General features: G+C 38.6%; 21 protein-coding genes and 1 tRNA gene. 14 read left to right on the top strand and 8 right to left on the bottom strand.

Annotated features, from left to right (window positions below; all coding sequences use genetic code 11):
• Positions 1-85: 85 nt before the first annotated feature.
• The 5 genes from pmbA to A4G16_RS04700 all read left to right on the top strand — a co-directional run bounded on the left by pmbA (position 86) and on the right by A4G16_RS04700 (position 2,954).
• The gene (pmbA, locus tag A4G16_RS04720) at positions 86-1,435 is read left to right on the top strand and encodes a metalloprotease PmbA (RefSeq protein ID WP_165888913.1); all 1,350 of its coding nucleotides are present in this window, start codon (positions 86-88) and stop codon (positions 1,433-1,435) included.
• Between the two features lie 71 nt (positions 1,436-1,506).
• Positions 1,507-2,046, top strand: coding sequence for a hypoxanthine phosphoribosyltransferase (gene hpt / locus A4G16_RS04715; RefSeq protein ID WP_165888912.1), 540 nt, complete (start codon positions 1,507-1,509; stop codon positions 2,044-2,046).
• 83 nt (positions 2,047-2,129) lie between these two features.
• Entirely contained in the window at positions 2,130-2,327 is a 198-nt protein-coding gene (locus A4G16_RS04710; RefSeq protein ID WP_420704464.1) for a hypothetical protein, read from the top strand.
• A gap of 7 nt (positions 2,328-2,334) precedes the next feature.
• Positions 2,335-2,595, top strand: coding sequence for an AbrB/MazE/SpoVT family DNA-binding domain-containing protein (locus A4G16_RS04705; protein WP_237052392.1), 261 nt, complete (start codon positions 2,335-2,337; stop codon positions 2,593-2,595).
• A complete protein-coding gene (locus A4G16_RS04700; RefSeq protein WP_165888911.1) occupies positions 2,589-2,954 on the top strand; it encodes a type II toxin-antitoxin system PemK/MazF family toxin in 366 nt (121 codons plus the stop codon). The genes A4G16_RS04705 and A4G16_RS04700 overlap by 7 nt, the downstream gene beginning before the upstream one ends.
• A gap of 602 nt (positions 2,955-3,556) precedes the next feature.
• On the opposite strand, the gene A4G16_RS04695 is transcribed toward A4G16_RS04700, so the two are convergent.
• The 3 genes from A4G16_RS04695 to A4G16_RS04685 form a co-directional block, all read right to left on the bottom strand.
• Positions 3,557-3,632 (bottom strand) — tRNA-Ile (locus tag A4G16_RS04695).
• Positions 3,633-3,721: 89 nt separating this feature from the next.
• Positions 3,722-4,459 (bottom strand): peptidoglycan editing factor PgeF, encoded by a 738-nt coding sequence (gene pgeF / locus A4G16_RS04690; protein WP_165888910.1) that lies wholly within the window; start codon positions 4,457-4,459, stop codon positions 3,722-3,724.
• 31 nt (positions 4,460-4,490) lie between these two features.
• On the bottom strand, positions 4,491-4,877 hold the full coding sequence (locus A4G16_RS04685) for a RidA family protein (RefSeq protein WP_027074524.1): 387 nt from the start codon (positions 4,875-4,877) through the stop codon (positions 4,491-4,493).
• Positions 4,878-4,956: 79 nt separating this feature from the next.
• On the opposite strand from A4G16_RS04685, the gene yejK reads away from it, so the two are divergent.
• From yejK to gdhA, 3 genes are all read left to right on the top strand, one after another.
• Positions 4,957-5,958 (top strand): nucleoid-associated protein YejK, encoded by a 1,002-nt coding sequence (gene yejK / locus A4G16_RS04680; protein WP_165888909.1) that lies wholly within the window; start codon positions 4,957-4,959, stop codon positions 5,956-5,958.
• A 66-nt stretch (positions 5,959-6,024) separates the two neighbouring features.
• Positions 6,025-6,360 carry an outer membrane protein assembly factor BamE gene (bamE, locus tag A4G16_RS04675; protein ID WP_165888908.1) on the top strand — a complete coding sequence of 112 codons (336 nt, stop codon included), beginning with the start codon at positions 6,025-6,027 and terminating at the stop codon, positions 6,358-6,360.
• Positions 6,361-6,554: 194 nt separating this feature from the next.
• Positions 6,555-7,895 carry an NADP-specific glutamate dehydrogenase gene (gene gdhA / locus A4G16_RS04670; RefSeq protein ID WP_165888907.1) on the top strand — a complete coding sequence of 447 codons (1,341 nt, stop codon included), beginning with the start codon at positions 6,555-6,557 and terminating at the stop codon, positions 7,893-7,895.
• Between the two features lie 321 nt (positions 7,896-8,216).
• On the opposite strand, the gene glnS is transcribed toward gdhA, so the two are convergent.
• Positions 8,217-9,887 (bottom strand): glutamine--tRNA ligase, encoded by a 1,671-nt coding sequence (gene glnS / locus A4G16_RS04665; protein WP_165888906.1) that lies wholly within the window; start codon positions 9,885-9,887, stop codon positions 8,217-8,219.
• Between the two features lie 225 nt (positions 9,888-10,112).
• Between glnS and A4G16_RS04660 the strand changes: the two genes are divergently transcribed.
• Positions 10,113-10,808, top strand: a complete 696-nt coding sequence (locus A4G16_RS04660) for a CPBP family intramembrane glutamic endopeptidase (RefSeq protein WP_165888905.1) — start codon at positions 10,113-10,115, stop codon at positions 10,806-10,808.
• A 163-nt stretch (positions 10,809-10,971) separates the two neighbouring features.
• Here A4G16_RS04660 and efp read toward each other — a convergent pair whose 3' ends face one another.
• Positions 10,972-11,538, bottom strand: a complete 567-nt coding sequence (gene efp, locus A4G16_RS04655; protein WP_042803166.1) for an elongation factor P — start codon at positions 11,536-11,538, stop codon at positions 10,972-10,974.
• 166 nt (positions 11,539-11,704) lie between these two features.
• Here efp and A4G16_RS04650 point away from each other — a divergent pair, with 166 nt between their 5' ends.
• Both A4G16_RS04650 and epmB read left to right on the top strand, forming a co-directional pair.
• Positions 11,705-12,247: a hypothetical protein gene (locus A4G16_RS04650; RefSeq protein ID WP_165888904.1), complete on the top strand. Its 543-nt coding sequence runs from the start codon at positions 11,705-11,707 to the stop codon at positions 12,245-12,247.
• 99 nt (positions 12,248-12,346) lie between these two features.
• The gene (gene epmB, locus A4G16_RS04645; protein WP_165888903.1) at positions 12,347-13,339 is read left to right on the top strand and encodes an EF-P beta-lysylation protein EpmB; all 993 of its coding nucleotides are present in this window, start codon (positions 12,347-12,349) and stop codon (positions 13,337-13,339) included.
• Between the two features lie 77 nt (positions 13,340-13,416).
• Here epmB and asnS read toward each other — a convergent pair whose 3' ends face one another.
• Positions 13,417-14,820 carry an asparagine--tRNA ligase gene (gene asnS / locus A4G16_RS04640; protein WP_165888902.1) on the bottom strand — a complete coding sequence of 468 codons (1,404 nt, stop codon included), beginning with the start codon at positions 14,818-14,820 and terminating at the stop codon, positions 13,417-13,419.
• Between the two features lie 559 nt (positions 14,821-15,379).
• Between asnS and sbcB the strand changes: the two genes are divergently transcribed.
• From sbcB to A4G16_RS04625, 3 genes are read left to right on the top strand one after another with little or no spacing between them, the layout of a single operon-like run.
• Positions 15,380-16,927, top strand: coding sequence for an exodeoxyribonuclease I (gene sbcB, locus A4G16_RS04635; RefSeq protein ID WP_165888901.1), 1,548 nt, complete (start codon positions 15,380-15,382; stop codon positions 16,925-16,927).
• Positions 16,927-17,529 carry a DNA glycosylase gene (locus tag A4G16_RS04630; RefSeq protein ID WP_165888900.1) on the top strand — a complete coding sequence of 201 codons (603 nt, stop codon included), beginning with the start codon at positions 16,927-16,929 and terminating at the stop codon, positions 17,527-17,529. Before sbcB ends, A4G16_RS04630 begins: the two co-directional genes overlap by 1 nt.
• A 4-nt stretch (positions 17,530-17,533) precedes the next feature.
• Positions 17,534-18,355: a PHP domain-containing protein gene (locus A4G16_RS04625; RefSeq protein WP_165888899.1), complete on the top strand. Its 822-nt coding sequence runs from the start codon at positions 17,534-17,536 to the stop codon at positions 18,353-18,355.
• Between the two features lie 37 nt (positions 18,356-18,392).
• Here the strand turns inward: A4G16_RS04625 and A4G16_RS04620 are convergent, their stop codons facing one another.
• Positions 18,393-19,013, bottom strand: coding sequence for a Fe2+/Pb2+ permease (locus tag A4G16_RS04620; protein WP_165888898.1), 621 nt, complete (start codon positions 19,011-19,013; stop codon positions 18,393-18,395).
• 9 nt (positions 19,014-19,022) lie between these two features.
• Positions 19,023-20,216 carry an iron uptake transporter deferrochelatase/peroxidase subunit gene (gene efeB, locus A4G16_RS04615; RefSeq protein ID WP_165888897.1) on the bottom strand — a complete coding sequence of 398 codons (1,194 nt, stop codon included), beginning with the start codon at positions 20,214-20,216 and terminating at the stop codon, positions 19,023-19,025.
• Positions 20,217-20,222: the final 6 nt, after the last annotated feature.

The raw sequence follows: 20,222 nt of genomic DNA, 5'->3' as shown, positions 1-20,222 counted from the left end.
TTCGATAAAAAATGCCCTATTCTAACAGAAATTTGAGTTAGAATATATTCCAACAATTTTTTGAAATCACTAAAGTGGAAAAAGAATGTCAATTACAAACAAGCAAGAACTTCAACAGCAAGAAATAGAATTAAGGCAAGCGGTCGAATTTGCGTTAAATTTTGCAAAAAGATTTGGAGCACAAGCAGAAGTTGGCGTGACTAAAGTAGCTGGACTTTCTGTGTCTAGCCGTTTGGAGCAAGTGGAAAATATTGAGTTCAACAATGACGGTTCGCTCGGCATTTCTATTTATTTGGGAAAGCGTAAAGGGAATGCATCTACCTCTGATCTACAGCCGGAGTCTATTCAAAAAACGGTAGAGTCTGCCTTGGCTATTGCAAAATATACCTCAGAAGATAATTGCTCGGGGCTGGCTGATAAAGAGATGATGGCGTTTACTGCACCGGATTTAGATCTTTATCACCAAGCGGATATATCAGTTGATCAAGCTGTGCAACTTGCGGTTGAGGCAGAGCATTATGCTTTAAATGCAGATGAGAATATCGTCAATAGCGAGGGGGCTACCTTTAATTCCCATAGCGGTATTCGAGTGTATGGCAATACACACGGAATGCTACAAAGTTATCTATCCAGCCGTTACTCTCTTTCTTGTAGCATGATTTCTGCCTACGAAGATCAGCTTGAACGTGACTATGAATATACAATTTCCCGAGAGTTTGATAAGTTACAATCAGCAAAGTGGGTGGGGCAACAAGCAGCAATTAAAGCAGTTGATCGCCTAAATCCTCAGCGTATTAAAACTGCGGAAATGCCGGTGATTTTTTATAATGATGTGGCAACTGGTTTAGTTGGGCATTTAGCCGGAGCGATTAGTGGTGGTGCTTTATACCGTAAATCCAGTTTTTTATTAGATAAATTAGGCGAGCAGATTTTACCTAAGTGGTTTGAGATTTCAGAGCGTCCGCATTTATTACGTCAGTTGGCCTCTTCAGCGTTTGATAGCGAAGGGGTTATTACCCAAGACCGTGAAATTATTACCGATGGTATATTACAAACCTATTTAATGACCAGCTATTCAGGCAGAAAAATGGGACTTAAAAGCACAGGCCATGCAGGTGGAATTCATAACTGGTTAGTCAAACCAAACTGCACAGGTGGTTTAAATACACTCTTAAAAGAAATGGGAACAGGTTTATTAGTGACAGAAATGCTAGGTTCAGCAATTAATAGTGTAACAGGCGAATATTCTCGAGGTGCTGCGGGCTTCTGGGTAGAAAATGGCGAAATTCAATATCCGGTTGCAGAAATTACTATTGCAGGGCAATTACAAGAAATGTATAAAAATATCGTTGCGGTGGGAGATGATATTGAACACCGTTCTAATATTCAGACAGGCTCAATTTTATTAGAGAATATGAAAGTATCGGGAGAATAAGTCTTTTCCCATTATTGTGCAAAAAATCGTAAATTATTACCGCTTGTAATCAAAATTATTTGGAGATATTAATGAAAAAACATCATATTGACATTCTACATTCAAAAGACGAAGTGCTAAATCGTATTGAAGAATTAGCGAAAGAGATCAACTGCCATTATCAACAGAATAATTGTAAAAATCTGGTTGTAGTTGGCTTACTTAGAGGATCTTTTATGTTTATGGCAGATTTAGTTAGACTTTTAGACTTACCGGTGGAAGTAGATTTTTTAACTGCTTCTAGTTACGGAAGCAGCACTGAGTCCAGCCGTGATGTAAAAATCTTAAAAGATTTAGATGGGGAAATTTGTGGTAAAGATGTATTAATTGTAGAAGATATTATTGATACTGGATTTACCTTAGGGAAGGTAGGGGAAATTCTCAAGTTACGTGATCCAAATTCATTGGCGATTTGTACCTTATTAGATAAACCCTCTCGCCGTGAAGTTGATGTGCCTGTAAAATGGGTCGGTTTTGAAATTCCAGATGAATTCGTTGTAGGTTATGGCATTGATTATGCACAAAAATACCGTCATTTAGATTACATTGGTAAAGTGGTAATTGATGAATAATAAATAGTCAAGACTCAGGGTTGGTATTATTGAAAGGTTGTGTTTAGGCATACCCTTAAAATGAAAAGTCAAATTAAAAATGATTGAAACCGATAATACCAAAATTTCTGGCCCAATTATTATGGCAAATATCTGCATTTGGATTTGTCGTTCTTGATGAGAAAGATAAATCCACATCAGACCCGAAAGCGGATAAATGCAGCTATTGCCTTAGCGGTTGTGAGCCACGAGGTAATCACTGTAATTTTTGTGGGGTTGTATCGGTGAATAAATTGGGATAAATCTCTTGTGTTAAGACAACAAGGCGGTGCAATGATTCTGACTGTACCTAATGCCATTATTGCTCAAATGGGCTGGCAAGTGGGTAATACGCTTAATATTGAAGCACAAGGTGATAATGTGATACTAAGCCCTGTGAAACGCCAAGCACGAGGTAGAAAAAGCTTAGCCGAATTGTTAGATGGTATTGATAGCCAAGAAATCGCAGAATTAAATGCAAGTATTGCCGAAAGTGTGGCTCTTTCCCCTCAAGGTAAGGAAGTATGGTAATGCATATCCCGAAAAAAGGCGAAATTTGGTATGTAGACCCAGACCCTACAAGTGGTAAAGAATTACGCAATTCGCATTACTTTATTGTGGTATCTGAACAAGTCCTTAATAAAGCATTAGGTGTTTCAATTTGTTGTCCGATCTCCATAGGTGGAAATGCTGCCCGCTCACAAAGTGTAACGGTTGCGATTGATGGCAATAGTACAAAATCAGGCAAAATTAGTGGTGTGATTTTATGTCACCAAGTCATAGCATTAGATTTAGCTGCCAGAGGCGCGAAATATTCAACGGAAGCTGAATCTTATTTAATTGACGAAGTCGTGATGAAACTGATTGATTTAATTGATCCTCAAAGTTAATTGCAAAAAATTGATTAAAATTGACCGCTTGTAGCAATATAGTAATAAAAATTTAAACGCTCCTTAAAGATGTGTTAAAGGGCATTTAAATTTTTTTGTAAACTACTTAACTAGGGTTGATTGTGTTGAACATTGTTCTACATAATCCCTCCAAGCTTGCATTACTCTCACCTTCTCTCAAGTAATTTCCACGATAATAAGCATTTGTTGTGATATCTCCGCTTATGTGTGATAGACAGGCTTCAACTACTTGAGACCTTCAGTAAATAGATCGTGTAAATACGTGATAGCAATACTTCTTAAACAGTGGTCAACTAATAATACTGCATATTTACCATTATTTATTTTTTTGATCACATTATTAGGCGTTTGTTCATTGTTTTGTTAGGAGCGTTATAATGTCATACTTTCTATTGCCTCTAATCTGCTGCATTTTGGCTAATAGTTACAGTGATTGGGAATAAAGAGGAGGATATCGTGAGGTCTTATATGCTTCTCAAGAATGATTTCAGTTAATACGAAATAAAAAGACAAGTTAAATCCAGTTTAAACTAGGTTTATCAAGGATTAGCGAGAATATACGAAAGGTTGGAAAGTTCGGATGGTCCCCCCAGCCGGACTTGAACCAGCGACCAAGCGATTATGAGTCGCCTGCTCTAACCACTGAGCTATGGGGGGATAAAAAGTGGATTGGATTATAGAGAAAAACCGAGTATTCGTCTAGTGTTAGATGATTACTCGGCTAATTATTGACCGAGAATAGAGCGTTATTCCTGTCGCCAAATGAAGCTTGCCATTCTCCCTGTCTGTTTATCTCGGCGGTAAGAGAAAAATTGTTCTTTTTCTGTGTAAGTGCAATGTTCTCCTCCCCAAATATTGATAATGCCGATTTTGTTTAATCGCTGTTTTGCGATTTGGTAAAGATTTCCTAAAAACTTACCGCTTGTAGAAGCATCTTTAATAAAGGCTTCCTTTGCATTTGGATCAAAGGCACAAAATTGCTCAATCACATCAATTCCGACCTGAAAGGCGTTTGGTCCGATAGCCGGTCCTAACCAAACAGAAATATTAGCGGGCTTGCAGTCAAATTCTGCAACAGTAGCTTCCAGCACGCCATCACATAAACCACGCCAGCCTGCGTGAGCGGCTGCGATTTCTTTACCGTCTTTGCTTACGAATAACACTGGCAAGCAATCTGCCGTCATAATGAGGCAGACTTGGTTTGGCTGATTGGTATAAACAGCATCTGCTTCAAAGTCATTGCCTGAATAGGGTAGTCGAATCACTCTGGTACTATGCGTTTGTGTTAAAAACAGTGGCATGTGAGGCAATTTAAATTTCTCTACCAACAATTTGCGGTTTTGTAGCACGTCATTAAGATTATCATTAACGTGGCTACCTAAGTTGAAACTGTCGAAAGGGGCTTTGCTGACACCACCATTTCTGACTGTAGTAAATGCCTGAACATGTCGGGGAACGTTCCAATTAGGAATAATTTTGTCCATTTGCAAAAAATCTCAACAAAATGACCGCTTGTTATAAGCGAGCAGCAATGGCTTCAATTTCTATCCCAACATCTTTAGGTAAGCGAGCGACTTCTACACAAGAGCGAGCCGGGAAGGCAGGGTGGCCATTTTCACGGAAAAAAGCTTCATATTCAGCATTAACGGTTGCAAATGCGTTGAGATCTTTAACAAATACAGTAGTTTTTACAATATCTGCAACAGTAAGACCTGCTTGCTCAATAATGGCTTTCACATTCTCTAGTGATTGACGGGTTTGCTGTGCAATATCAGTTGGGATTTCACCTGTTTGAGGATTGACTGGGATTTGTCCGGAAGTTAGCACCATATTGCCTAAATCAACTGCTTGTACATAAGGACCGATTGCTGCAGGGGCGTTTTCGGTGTGGATGGTTGTCATCTGTTACTCCTATTAATGAAAAATAAGTGGATTAATGATAATATCTTTTCCTATGATTTGGAATAAAGGAATAGCATAAATGAGCATTAATGTTTCAGAAATTGTATTACATCAACTGCAAAAAACAGATGGGAATGCCCAGGAATTAAAGACCTTGTTACGTGAGAATTTATTAGATATTTCGGCTGAGGTTGATCAAATGATGTTGCAATTACATCAAGCCTATCAAACCAAAGCGAAAGCATACGGTTTATTTAAGCCGGAATCTGTATTCGCTCAGCAACTTAACCGTTTATTAGAGAAGGAAACCGATTTTTTACCTTTTAGCCACAGTTGTGCCAAAATGTTGGCGGCAGAGTTAATTAAATATCCTTTTGCAGATGGTGGTACCTTTATTCTTTGTCGCTATACGTTTTTAGCAACCGAATATTTATTTATCGCTTTAATTGATAGCCGTAGCTCAATGTTGGTTGATGATCAGTTAGAAGTAAAACGTACTCAATATTTAGAAATTTCGCAATATGATATTGCCTGCCGTATTAATTTAACCGAGCTGAAAATTGATTCACAATCTAATCGTTATTTAACCTTTGTGAAAGGGAGAGTAGGTCGTAGAATTGCTGATTTCTTTATGGACTTTTTAAGTGCGGAAGAAGGGTTTAATCCTCAAGTTCAAAATCAAACTTTATTACAGGCAGTCAATGATTATTGTGAGCAAGGTGAATTATCTGCTCCACAAACAAGGGAAGTGAAAAAACAAGTCTTTGATTATTGCAAGGAGCAGATCAATAACGGCGAAGAAATTGCTTTAAATGAGATTTCACAAGTGCTTCCTACCTTAAACGAAGTGGAGTTTGCTCAATTTACCCAAAATGAAGCTTATGGCTTAGAAGAAAGTATCCCACCAATGCGTAGTACTTTAAAAGCATTAACGAAATATTCGGGTTCAGGCAAAGGGGTTACAATTAGCTTTGATGCTCAATTATTAGGTGAGCGATTGATTTGGGATGAACTAAACGATACTTTGACAATCAAAGGATTACCTGCAAATTTACGTGATCAGCTTGAGCGTAATAAATAATGGAAAATTTTTATTAGTTTAGGTATTATTCAAATATCTACATTGATATAGTCAAAAGGTTAATATATGAAAATGAAATCTCTTTTAGCAACCATGTTCGTTGCAATGAGTATTACAGCTTGCTCAACGGTTGAGAAAGTGGTATATCGTATTGATGTGCCACAAGGTAACTATTTAGAACAAGATAAAATTGATCAATTACGTGTTGGTATGACTTCTGAGCAAGTGGAATATTTACTTGGTACGCCAATGCTTAAAAATATTTTTGATACTCATCGTTGGGATTATGTTTTTATCAAGCGTGAAGGTTATAAAGAACCTGAACAACGTAATTTGTTCGTCTATTTTGATACGAAAGGGCTAGTTTCAAAAATTGATGATAGTAAAGCGAAACAGCCGTAATTAAGCATGAATTTATGCTCAAACCCACTTCAAAAATGAGGTGGGTTTTCTATTTGTATAATAATTAAGCATTTAACTTAATTTTTGTTATTTATGGATAAATTTTTCTAATTTATGCTTTTAAAATTTCTAATAGCTTGCTAGACTTACACCATCTTAAATACACAACATCAAAATAAAATCAGGAGTCTAGAATGAGCGATTTAAACGCACTTTTCCAAAAAATCAAACAACGTGATCCAAACCAAGCACCTTTCCACCAAGCAGTTGAGGAAGTATTTGGTTCTTTAGGTCCATTCTTAGCAAAAAATCCAAAATATACTCAACAAGGTTTATTGGAACGCATTGTTGAACCAGAACGTGTAATCAGCTTTCGTGTAACTTGGGTGGATGATAATGGTCAAGTACAAGTAAACCGCGGTTATCGTGTACAAATGAGTTCAGCGATCGGTCCATACAAAGGCGGTATCCGTTTCCACCCGACTGTGGATTTAGGCGTATTAAAATTCTTAGCCTTTGAGCAAGTATTCAAAAACGCCTTAACTACATTACCAATGGGCGGTGGTAAAGGTGGTTCGGATTTCGATCCTAAAGGTAAATCTGATGCGGAAGTAATGCGTTTTTGCCAAGCATTTATGAGCGAATTATTCCGCCACATCGGTGCAGATACAGACGTACCGGCTGGTGACATCGGCGTGGGTGGTCGTGAAATCGGCTATATGTACGGTCAGTACAAAAAATTACGCAATGAGTTTACCTCTGTTTTAACTGGTAAATCTTTAACGTGGGGCGGTAGCTTAATTCGTCCGGAAGCGACAGGTTATGGTGCAGTTTACTTTGCTGAGTCAATGCTAGCAACAAGAGGACAATCTGTTGAAGGTAAACGTGTTGTGATTTCCGGTTCAGGTAACGTAGCACAATATGCGGCAGAAAAAGTGATCCAAAAAGGCGGTAAAGTCTTAACTGTTTCTGATTCTAACGGTTATGTGTTATTCCCGGATTCAGGTATGACAGAAGCACAACTCAACGCATTATTAGTGCTTAAAAATGAGCGTCGTGAACGTTTATCTGTTTATGCGAAGGAAGAAGGTTTGAAATACTTTGACGGCCAAAAACCATGGGGTGTGGCTTGTGATATCGCATTACCTTGTGCAACCCAAAACGAATTAGATACTGAAGATGCAAAAGAGTTAGTGAAAAACGGCTGTGTTTGTGTGTCTGAAGGTGCGAATATGCCAACAACTTTAGGCGGTGTTGAAGTGTTTATTGGCGCTAAAATCCTTTATGCACCGGGTAAAGCAGCGAATGCCGGTGGTGTTGCGACATCTGGTTTAGAAATGAGCCAAAATGCGATCCGTTTATCATGGAGCAGAGAAGAAGTTGATCAACGTTTATTCAATATTATGAAATCTATCCACGAAAACTGTGTAGAAAACGGTACTGAAGCAGACGGTTATATCAACTATGTAAATGGTGCAAATATCGCAGGCTTCAAAAAAGTAGCAAATGCGATGTTAGAACAAGGCATTGTTTAATTTTTTAGGTATATATTTTTTAGCCCTCATTCATGAGGGCTTTTTATTTTTTGAGTTTTGCTGTCAAAAAATATGACACAGATCACAAATTTAAACATTGGTTGATATTTCAAGTAAATTCTATTTGAAACAAAAGTTAAATTCGCTTAACCTTAGCGTAACAAGAATAAGTGTTGTACTTAGCAACCTGACACATAAATTTGCTTTCCGAGTGGCCCCAATTACTGGGGCTTTTTTTATGTTTGGTGCCTAAATCAAATGTAAAAAAATACCGGCATTATTTGATCTGCCGGTATTGTAAATTCAAAATTTTCTCTAATGCTAGAAGGCAACACTTTCCTTCAAGCTTACAGTTAAGTTAAACACGAGGTTATCGGCTGAGCCATCTTTGCTATCTAAGCAATAATAGCCTTCACGCTCAAATTGATAGCCCTGTTCTGCTTTAGTATTGGCTAAACTCGGCTCAACAAAACCGTGTCTCACCACTAAAGATTCTGGGTTTAACACCGCGTTAATATCTTCTTCAGCTCCTGGATTTGGCACGGTAAATAAGCGATCGTAAATGCGGAACTCTGCTGGTTTGTTATCTTCTGCTGAAACCCAATGGATAACGCCTTTCACTTTACGTCCATCAGCCGGATTTTTGCCTAATGTTTCAGGGTCATAGGTGCAAAAAATCGTAGAAATTCGACCGCTTGCATCTTTTTCTACACGTTCTGCTTTAATCACATAAGCATTACGTAGGCGGACTTCTTTACCTAACACTAAGCGTTTATATTGTTTGTTCGCTTCTTCACGGAAGTCCGCCTCATCAATATAAAGTTCACGCGTAAACGGCAAATCACGCTCACCTAATTCAGGGCGATTTGGATGATTAGGTGCTTTTAAGATTTCTTTTTCACTAAAGTTTTCAATCACAACACGAACAGGGTTGATCACTGCCATTGCACGTGGTGCATTTTCGTTTAAATCTTCACGAATACAGGCCTCAAGAGCAGAGTATTCCACCACGTTATCCTGTTTAGTAACACCAATGCGGCGGCAGAATTCACGTAATGAAGCAGGGGTATATCCACGACGGCGTAAGCCGGAAATAGTTGGCATACGAGGGTCATTCCAACCGTCCACTGTGCCATCTGTCACTAATTTCAATAGCTTACGTTTAGAAGTTAAAGTGCCTTCTAAATTAAGTCGTGAAAATTCATATTGATGCGGTAAGGGGCGCTCAATCGAAATATTTTCCAATACCCAGTCATATAAACGGCGATTATCTTGGAATTCTAAGGTACAGATAGAGTGGGTGATTCTCTCAATCGCATCGGAAATACAGTGGGTGAAATCGTACATTGGGTAAATGCACCATTTGTCACCTGTTTGGTGATGGTGAGCGAATTTTACACGATAAATTACCGGGTCACGCATTACGATAAAAGGCGAGGCCATATCAATTTTAGCACGTAAGCATGCCTTACCTTCTTCAAAACCGCCGTTTTTCATTTTTTCAAATAGGGCTAAGTTTTCTTCAACAGAACGATCACGGTAAGGGCTATTTTTCCCCGACTCGGTTAATGTTCCGCGATATTCACGCATTTCATCTGGTGATAATTCGCATACATAAGCTAAGCCTTTATTGATTAATTCAATAGCATAAGTATAAAGTTGGTCGAAGTAATCTGAAGCATAGCGAGGTTCGCCTTCCCATTTAAAGCCCAACCATTCCACGTCTTGCTTAATGGAATCTACATATTCCACATCTTCTTTTACCGGGTTAGTGTCATCAAAACGTAAGTTACATTTGCCTTTGTACTCTTGAGCGATACCAAAGTTTAAGCAAATCGATTTTGCATGACCAATGTGTAAATAGCCGTTTGGCTCAGGCGGGAAACGGGTATAAACGTTATTATGTTTACCGCTTGCTAAATCTTCATCAATAATATGGGTAATAAAATTGGCTCGAGTTTCTGTTTCAGCCGTTAAAATGTCTTCGCTCATAATTTTCTCTAGTTTTTGAATAAAATAACGGTAAATTCTACACGTTTTGAGTTGCCAGCTCAAGCGGTTAGATTTCGGTAGTAATTTGCAAATTTTTAAGAAAAAATAACCGCTTGTCTTTTAACATTTGGCTCTGGTTTGAATGTTTAAAGAAGGATTAAATAATCTTAATTTTAATATGGGTATTAATTTGCTACAATACGTTTTTTTAAAAGGAGTATTTCAATGCAGTATTCAAATAAATCGAGATTAAATTTAGCTGATTTTATCGTGTTATCAGTATTGTTTTTTGGCTATTTCTCTATGGTATCGATATGGGGATATTTTTATGGTTCTGCGCTTGACCCAATCTCTGCTGCTTCATTTTCCGATGAAGCTAACTGGTTTACAGTTACCATAGAGTTATGTGCGTTAATTGTCGCATTTATCTATCTTTATTTAAGGCGATTTGATTTTTCTCTTATTCCGATATCAGTAGGAAAAAATACCTTGCCCTGGGCATTAGGCTTAGCACTCTTAGGCGCATTAATCAGTGATACTCTGCTTTATGGTGGTTATTGGCTTATCAGCGGGGAAAATCCTTTCCTGGGAGTTGCTAAAGTTGAATCGTTTTTTTCTCATATTAGTATAGGTTTACTGGTATTTGCTTTCGTTAACGGATTTTACGAAGAGCTGTTTTTTATGGGATTGGCATTCGCTGTTAAACCAGAACATGCTCAAAAGGCGCTGGTTTTAAGCGTATTTGTACGGTTTATTTTCCATATTTATCAAGGGTTACCTTCAGCTTTCGCCATAGCATCAACCGGTGTCGCTTTTATTTTATTGCGTAAAAAAGTTGGTTCTATTGTACCGTTTATTTTAGCTCACGCTGTTTTTGACCTGTTTGGTGCGGGGATTATTGGCTTATTGTTAAGCTTATAGCCTCAATATATCCTTCTTGAAAGTAGTAACTTGGGGAAAGCGCTGCATCAAAAGCATATCCGAAAAGGTGTTTTAGCTGAGGTCAATAACAATACAAGCGGTCAAATTCTTTGCAAAATTTGCAAGAAATTTGACCGCTTGTAAAAATTATTAATCGTTTTGATTATTTTACACGTGAAACATATTCGCCAGAGCGGGTATCGACACGGATTACTTCACCGATTTGAACGAATAATGGTACGTTTACTACTGCACCGGTGCTTAATGTAGCCGGTTTGCCACCGGTACCTGCTGTATCGCCTTTTAAGCCCGGATCGGTTTCAACGATCTCAAGCTCAACAAAGTTTGGTGGCGTTACCGCGATTGCAGAGCCATTCCATAAAGTGACGATACATTCCGCATTATCAACCAACCATTTCACATTGTCGCCTAATGCTTTGCTATCAACAGAGATTTGCTCAAACGTTTCAGGGTGCATAAAATACCAGAAATCACCATCGTTGTAAGAGTAGTTGTAGTTAGAATCAACAACATCAGCAGCTTCAACAGTTGAGCCTGATTTAAAGTTGATTTCTAATACTTTACCGGAAATTAATTTGCGGATTTTAGTACGGGTAAATGCTTGGCCTTTCCCCGGTTTTACGAATTCGTTTTCAACGATAACACAAGGTTCACCATCTTGGATAAATTTTAAACCTTTTTTAAAGTCGTTAGTGCTGTAATTAGCCATTGGTTCCTCAATTATTTAAATAAATAACAATAAATTAACAGATTTTGAACCTAACCCTATTGGGTTTGTCAAAAAGAGCCATATAATAACCTAAATTCATAAAATTAGCGAAAAATCTCTGCAATTTTTTGCTATAATTTTTAAAATTTCATAAGAAGGAATGTAAATGAAAAAATTTATTACTCTCTCAACTATTTTAGCGTTATCTGTAGCAACTGTAGTTGAAGCTAAAGGTGGGCGTTCGGGCGGTTTCCGTTCAATGAGTTCGTCAAAAGCGGTAGCAACTAAGCCTGTAATGAGACAGCAAACACAGCATAAAGATGCAACTTTTGCAAATACACCAAATGCAGCAGCTCAACCGCAAGTGCGTAATGGTAGCACACTGGCGAATGTTGCAATGGGTGCTGCGGCAGGTTATGTGTTAGGTGATATGCTTTCATCAACGGCACAGGCTAATCAATCAGCAGATGTAAATGCACAGCAAGCGGTTAATTCTTCGCAAAATGTTGCAAATGTGTCTTCGGCTGTTGCTGAGTTTAAGAGTATTGGTGGACAAATCGATCCGTTCCTTGTTGAAAAAACAGATGGTTACCGCCGTTATTGCATTGCAGGTGTTCAGTATTTAGCTGCAGCACAAGGCGGACAAACGCCTCCGGTTGTGATGGTAAATCCAAATGGCTCACCATTACAATGTAATTTAATTCCTTAATTTTTAAGAATCTTAAAGAAAATCGTAGGGGAGGGTTTTAACCCTCCGTTATTTTATAATTAAGCTCGGGCAGGTTAAAACCTGCCCCTAAAACGTTAAATGCAACCTATTCAAATAAAACCTCTTTGGCTTACTGAACTTGCCCAAGCCTTCAATAATCCTGTCGATTTGCTGCAATTTATTAAACTTAATCCAATAGATTTTGAGCAAGATATTGCTGCTCGAAAACTATTTCCTTTGCGGGTGCCAAGAGCCTTTGCGGAAAAAATTGAAAAAGGCAATCCGAACGACCCGCTCTTTTTGCAAGCTATGTCATCACAGGCTGAATTTATTGAGTCAGAGGGTTTTGTTGTCGATCCGTTGGAAGAACAAGAAAGTCCTGCTCCGAATATTTTGCATAAATATCATAACCGCTTGTTATTTATGGTAAAAAACAGCTGTGCGATTAACTGCCGCTACTGTTTTCGCCGACATTTTCCGTATGATGAAGTGAAAAGTGGTAAAGCTGTTTGGGCGGAAAGCTTGGAATATATTGCACAGCATAAAGAGTTGGAGGAGGTGATTTTTTCCGGTGGTGATCCACTAATGGCAAAAGATCAGGAATTGGATTGGTTGATTACACATTTAGAACAAGTTCCGCATATCAAAACGCTACGGATTCATTCACGACTACCGGTTGTGATTCCAAACCGTATTACCGAAGAATTTTGTGAACGGTTAGCAAAATCGAGGCTAAATGTAGTTTTAGTTACGCATATTAATCATGCTAATGAGATTGACGATATTTTTGCGGCAAAAATGAAAATGCTAAAACAAGCAGGAGTGATATTACTGAACCAATCGGTAATGCTTAAGGGGGTGAATGACAATGCACAAATTTTAAAAGCTTTAAGTGATAAGCTTTTTGCATACGGCATTTTACCTTATTACTTGCACTTGTTTGATAAAGTTGCAGGAGCCAGTCATTTTTATCTTGCAGATGAAAAGGCGATTGAAATTTATCGAGAGTTGCAAAAAATTACCTCTGGCTATCTTGTGCCGAAATTGGCTCGAGAAATTGCCAAAGAACCCAATAAAACCTTAAAAGGCTAAACAAAAAGGCGAAAATGTAAAATTTTCGCCTTTTTTGACCGCTTGCAAGCGGTCGTTTTTATTCGCTTTTTTGCAAATTAGAAGTTTGCATTGCGAGGTGCACGAGGGAATGGAATCACATCACGAATATTCTGTAAGCCTGTTACATACACGATTAAACGTTCGAAACCTAACCCAAAGCCAGAGTGAGGCACTGTGCCATATTTACGTAAATCACGATACCACCAGTAATCTTCAGGGTTTAAGCCCATTTCAACCATACGTTTATCTAATACATCTAAACGCTCTTCGCGTTGTGAACCACCAATAATTTCACCGATTCCCGGCGCTAACACGTCCATTGCTGCAACGGTTTTTCCATCATCATTTAAACGCATATAGAATGCTTTAATGTCTTTCGGATAGTTTTTTACCACCACTGGTGATTTAAAATGTTCTTCTGCTAAGAAACGCTCGTGTTCGGAAGAAAGGTCAATCCCCCAAGATACAGGGAATTCAAACTCTTTGCCGGATTTTAATAAAATCTCAATGGCATCGGTATAATCCACTTGAGCGAACGGTGAGTTAATAAAGTTTTCTAAACGGCTGATTGCGTCTTTATCAACGTGTTTGGCAAAGAATTCCATATCATCTTTGCGTTCTTCAAGCACCGCACGGAAAACGTATTTCAACATATCTTCCGCTAATTTAGCGTTGTCGTTTAAGTCTGCGAATGCGACTTCCGGTTCCATCATCCAGAATTCGGCTAAGTGGCGAGTAGTGTTAGAATTTTCTGCACGGAAAGTCGGACCAAAGGTATAAACTTTACTTAATGCGCAAGCATAGGTTTCGGCGTTTAGCTGACCTGATACAGTTAAGAATGACTCTTTACCAAAGAAATCTTGGTTGAAATCGACTTTACCACTTTCTGTACGAGGTAGGTTTTCTAAATCTAAGGTAGAAACACGGAACATTTCGCCTGCGCCTTCTGTATCAGATGCAGTAATTAAAGGAGTGGCCACCCAGTAGAAACCTTGTTCGTGGAAGAAACGGTGAATCGCTTGAGCTAAACAATGGCGAACACGTGCAACCGCACCAATTAAGTTTGTGCGAGGGCGTAAGTGGGCAACTTCACGAAGATATTCGATAGAATGGCGTTTTGCTGCCATTGGGTACGTATCAGGATCTTCAACCCAACCAACTACTTCAACTTCAGATGCTTGTAATTCTACGGCTTGCCCTTCTGCCGGTGATTCTACTACTTTACCTCTTACAACAACAGAACAGCCAGCCGTTAGACGTAAAACTTCACTATTATAATTTGGTAAATCGTTATTAATAATAGCTTGAATTGGGTCAAAACAAGAACCGTCATACACGCTTAAAAATGATAAACCTGCTTTTGAATCACGGCGGGTACGTACCCAGCCACGCACGGCAACTTCTTCGCCTACGGCAACTTTGCCGGAAAGGACCTCAGAAACTGTTGGGAATTTAGACATTGAATACCTCAAATTTTTATTGTGGTTTTTTAAGAAAATAAACGTTCAATATTTTACAAGAAAATCGTTAAAAATATAATAAGTTTACGGAATTATTTAAAAATTTGTTGGTCTATATAAGCAATTGCAAGTAGTTGAATCTGACTTTGCTTAGGTTTTAAAAAATTTTTTATTTTTTATGAACTTTTATTTAGCTCACAAGTCTGAGTATATGTAACAGATTTATGCAAGTTTTTTTCATTAATTTCCTTAGGTAAGACCTCCGCCCCATTTCGTTGTTTTGATTTGGGGCTTTTTTATTTTATCTTTTGACTGATTATTGCTGTATTTCAATAAGTTATAAATATTCTTTTTGTATTTTTTGTTTTCTCTTACGGTTACAATTTGATTGTTATTTGTCCTTTCTTGTCCGTGACTCGGGGTGAATTACGCCAAATTTACACCAAAAACAGATATGTTGAACTGCTATTTTTTGTTAAAAATTAACCGCTTGTATTTCTCCTCATTTTTTCGTTATCTATGTTACAATCGGGATAATTTTTTCTGAGTAATTGAACTAATGAACAAGACATTCTCTTTTTTCTTTTATGACTACGAAAGCTTTGGTGTAAGCCCGGCTCAAGATCGTCCGGCACAGTTTGCGGGTATTCGCACCGATGAAGATTTTAATATCATTGGTGAGCAGGTAATGTTTTTTTGTAAGCAAACACCTGATTATCTACCGAGTCCTGAAGCGGTAATGGTAACAGGTATTACACCGCAACAATGTAACGCTGAAGGTGTGTCTGAGCCTGAATTTGCCGCGCGTATTCATGCCGAATTCAGCCAACCGAATACCTGCATCATCGGTTATAACAATATTCGCTATGACGATGAAATGACCCGCTATACCTTTTTCCGCAATTTTTATGATCCGTATGAATATAGCTGGAAAAACGGTAATTCCCGTTGGGATTTATTAGATTTAGTGCGGGCTTGCTATGCGTTACGTCCGGAAGGAATTGTTTGGCCGAAAGATGAAAATGATATGCCAAGTTTTAAGTTGGAAAATCTCACCAAAGCCAATGGTATTGCCCACGAAAATGCACATGATGCGATGTCGGATGTGTATGCTACCATTGCTATGGCGAAATTAATTAAGGAAAAACAGCCAAAATTATTTCAATTTTTCTTTAATCTTCGCACCAAAAAAGAGGTGGAAAAGCTGATTGATACGGGCGAAATGACACCGCTCGTTCACGTTTCGGGAATGTTAGGCAATTATCGTGGCAATACTGCTTGGATTGTGCCTTTAGCGTGGCATCCAACTAATCAAAATGCGGTGATTGTTTGCGATTTGTCGGGCGATATAAATAGTTTGCTTGCAGAAAATACAGAAATATTACGCCAGCGTTTATACACTAAGCGAGATGAATTAGCGGAAAATGAGCTGCCTGTGCCGCTGAAATTAGTGCATATCAATAAATGCCCGATTTTAGCCCCGGCAAAAACGCTACTGCCTGAAAATGCCGAGCGATTAGGTATTAACCGTGAACAATGTTTACAAAATTTAGCGGCATTAAAAGCTCAAAAGTCTCTAGTGCGGGAAAAAGTGATTGAAATTTTCGCCGAAGAACGGAGTTTTGAGCCATCGGCCAATGTGGAAACCACCTTATATGAAGGCTTCTTCTCGCCGGCAGATAAAAATAATATGGCAATTTTACGCAACTTACCGCCGGAAAATTTAGCCAATCATGGTTTAGAATTTGAAGATCCCAGAGTTGAGGGGCTGTTATTTCACTACCGTGCAAGGCATTATCCGCATACTTTAAGTCGTGCAGAGCAAGTGAAATGGCAGAAATATTGCGGCCAACAAATTGATAGCAAAGCAGAGCAGTTTGCAAAGTCGATTGATGATTTGTTTCAGCAACATCATGATAATATTGAAATAGTAAAATTATTGGAAAATTTGACCGCTTACGCTGAACAGATTTCGCAACAGCAAGCGGTCATTTATACGAAAAATTTTGCAAAAGATGAAAAAATTTTGGATGAGCTCAACAAAGTTGCCGAGCAAAATCTGGATAAAGTAGAAAAATTAAAAATGTTAAAGGCACTGATTAAATAATGGTAGAAAATCAACTTCTAGAACATCACCCTTTTGAACCAATTTTGCCGAAAAAGGCGACGGTTGCGATGATTGGCACTTTTCCACCAACAAGTGAAAAACGCTGTATGGAATTTCATTACCCCAATTTTCAAAACGATATGTGGCGAATTATAGGAACGGTGTTTTACGATGATCCTAATTATTTTCGTGTGAACGATGAAAAGCGTTTTGACCCGATACGCATTGAAGCTTTTTTAAGAGAAAAAGGCATTGCGTTATGTTCTTCGGCCAAAACCGCAATTCGTTTGAAAGGCAATGCTTCGGATAAAGATTTAAAAATTATTGAGCCTATTGATATGGATGAACTTTTAATCAGTTTACCTAAAGTGAAATGGCTCTTTACTACAGGTGGTTTGGCTGCTGATACCTTGCTTAACTTATTGCCTGAAAAAGTGAAAACGCCAAAAACGAATGAGTGGATTGAATACCCTTATTCAACAGAACGTGAGCTGTTTTTATATCGTTTGCCTTCAACTTCAAGGGCTTATCCATTAAGTCTAGCGAAAAAAACCGAGGCTTATCGCCAATTTTTTATTAAAGCAGGAATAATTAAGGATTAATTAAATGAAATATGATTTACATTCCCATAGTACCGCCTCAGACGGCGTACTTTCACCCACTGAATTGGTGCAACGTGCGGTAGAGCAAAATGTACAAATGTTAGCCTTAACCGATCACGATACGATTTCAGGAATCAAAGAGGCGAAAGAATTTGCCCAAAACCAACCGCTTGAGTTTATTTCAGGGGTGGAAATTTCGATTTTATGGGAAGAGAAAAGTATTCATCTTGCGGCACTAAATATTGATGAAAATAATGATGAATTAGTTCAGTTTCTTGATAATCAAGCTAAGTTACGTGAAGAGCGAGCGGTCGAAATCGGGGAAAAATTAGCAAAAGCCGGCATTGCTAATGCTTATGAGGGGGCAAAGGCTTTGGCCACCGGGGAAGTGACTCGAGCGCATTATGGGCGTTTTTTATATGATCAAGGATACGTACGTAACATTGAACACGCATTCAAACGTTATTTAGGCATGGGGAAGCCGGCTTACGTTAAGCCGAAGTGGAGCAGTTTAGAAGAGGCAGTTAGGGTCACACACAATTCCGGTGGCGTGATTACGGTTGCCCACCCGTTACGTTATAAAATGACTGCTCGCTGGATTCGTCGCTTAATTGCCGATTTCAAATTAGCCGGTGGTGACGGCATTGAAATTTCAGGCTGCGGACAAACTCCAGACCAACGCCAATTACTTAGCCGTTGGGCAAAAGAGTTTGATTTACACGGCTCGGTCGGCTCCGACTTCCATTATCCGACAGGCTGGATTGAGTTGGGTAGAGGCTTAGAATTACCCAAAGAGTGTAAACCGATTTGGGAACTGTTTAACTAGAAATTTTTATGGGATGCTAAGCATCCCATAATTTTCGTTATTTAATCTTAAATTGATTAAAATCTGTCATTAATTTTCCTAATTCAGCTACCCGTTCTTCAATTTTATCAAGTGGCGGATTTTCTTCTTTCAGGTTAATTCTCAGTAAACCTAATATTTTTTCAAATTGACCATAATGCTTTAAGCTGATTTCTCTTACTGCTTTTTCTTGCTTAACCCAATTCAAACCGACTTCTCGATAGGCGAGCTTGATCTTCCAAATATCTTTAGATTTTACTGCCGTATCAAGTTCAGCATAAAGCGGATTCATTTTAGCCAAAAAATCTTGGTGCTTAGCCTGATGATCAACAGGGTTTTGTGCTTTTTCAAAGCGGTATAATGCTTTTGCTAAATCTTCCAAATGTTTGGCATTCGGATCAATGATGGCGTTCTGAATAGCACCTTCCACTTGTTCATCTTTAAGCGAGTGTTGCTCGCTAATCTTCGTAAAATCCTGCTGTAAAGCGGTCAAAATTTGGCTGGATTTTGCAAATTTACCTTGTTTACTTTCTGCCATGGCATCAGAAAGCTGAACAAATAACGGGCTAACATCTACTTTCGGCCAAACGCTTGTAACTGCAAACAGGGCAGAAACTAGCACCAATGTTTTAAATTTCATCGTTTATCCTTAAATTTGCTCAAATAAGGCTTTACCTAAATAGTCAGATTCATCTTGAACCCCGGCAAAACAGGCAAATAAGCCGCTGCCGATATGAGTGATGTATTCATTCATTTTATCAATATTGCCTAATTTATTTTGAATTTTAATAAATTGCTCCGGGCTTTGTTGGAATGAAATGAAGAGTAAACCTGAATCGAACTGTCCTTTATCATCAATGCCACTAGCATAGGAAAACGAACGGCGAAGCATTTTAATGCCGGTTTGATGAGCTAGGTGAGTGTGCGAAACTTCAGGCACAATCAGGTTGCCTTTTTCATCTTTTTTGCTCAGATCTAACTTTTCAAATTCCGTTTTATGTCCTAATGCAGCACCGGAATCACGGTGGCGCCCAAATGTTTCTTCTTGAGATTTTAAGTGCGTACGATCCCAAGTTTCTAAAAACATTTTCACCCTACGCACAGCTAAATAGGAACCGCCTTTAAGCCAGCTGTCTTGTTGCACCCAAACCACATTATCTTGATCTTGTAAGCTATCCGCATTGGCGGTCCCGTCTTTAAAACCAAATAAATTACGTGGAGTATCGGCATTTAAAAATGAGTTAAAGCCCATTTGCGACCATTTCATTTTGATTTCGCCACGGGCAACACGCACCAAATTGCGTACGGCATGGAAGGCAACTTGCGGATCGTCTGCACAGGCTTGAATGCAAATATCCCCGCCGGTATATTCGGCTTGTAACTGATCACGAGGGAAGTGTGGTAAATCTTGTAATTCGGCCGGCTTTAATTTTTCAATGCCTAATTTACTGAAGAAACTTGGGCCAACACCAAAAGTGAGGGTAAGATTTTGACTATCTAAACTATCTACTTCACCAGTGTCTGTTGGCGGCACATAGGCGTTATCAACATAAGGTTTTACATTTTTCCCTAGTGTTAAATTTCGGCTATAGCTTGTCCAGTTTTTAAAAATTTCTTTGATTTTAACAATATCGTTCGTGTCTAAATCCAGCACTAAAAAGTAGATATGTTTTTGTGCCGGGGTAACAATGCCGGCTTGGTGCTTGCCGTAAAAGTCATATTGATTTTTAGATTTTTCAGGTGTTTGTCGTGATTCCAAAGCGAAAGCAGGAGCAGACAATAAGCCTGCTCCTACTAATGCGGTATGCTTTAAAAAATCACGGCGAGAAGTGATTTCTGCCATAATTTA

The sequence above is a fragment of the Mannheimia granulomatis genome, from assembly GCF_011455695.1.
GTDB lineage: Bacteria > Pseudomonadota > Gammaproteobacteria > Enterobacterales > Pasteurellaceae > Mannheimia > Mannheimia granulomatis_A.
The sequence above is the reverse complement of the archived record's forward strand: the minus strand, read 5'-3'. Positions and strand labels throughout refer to the sequence as shown.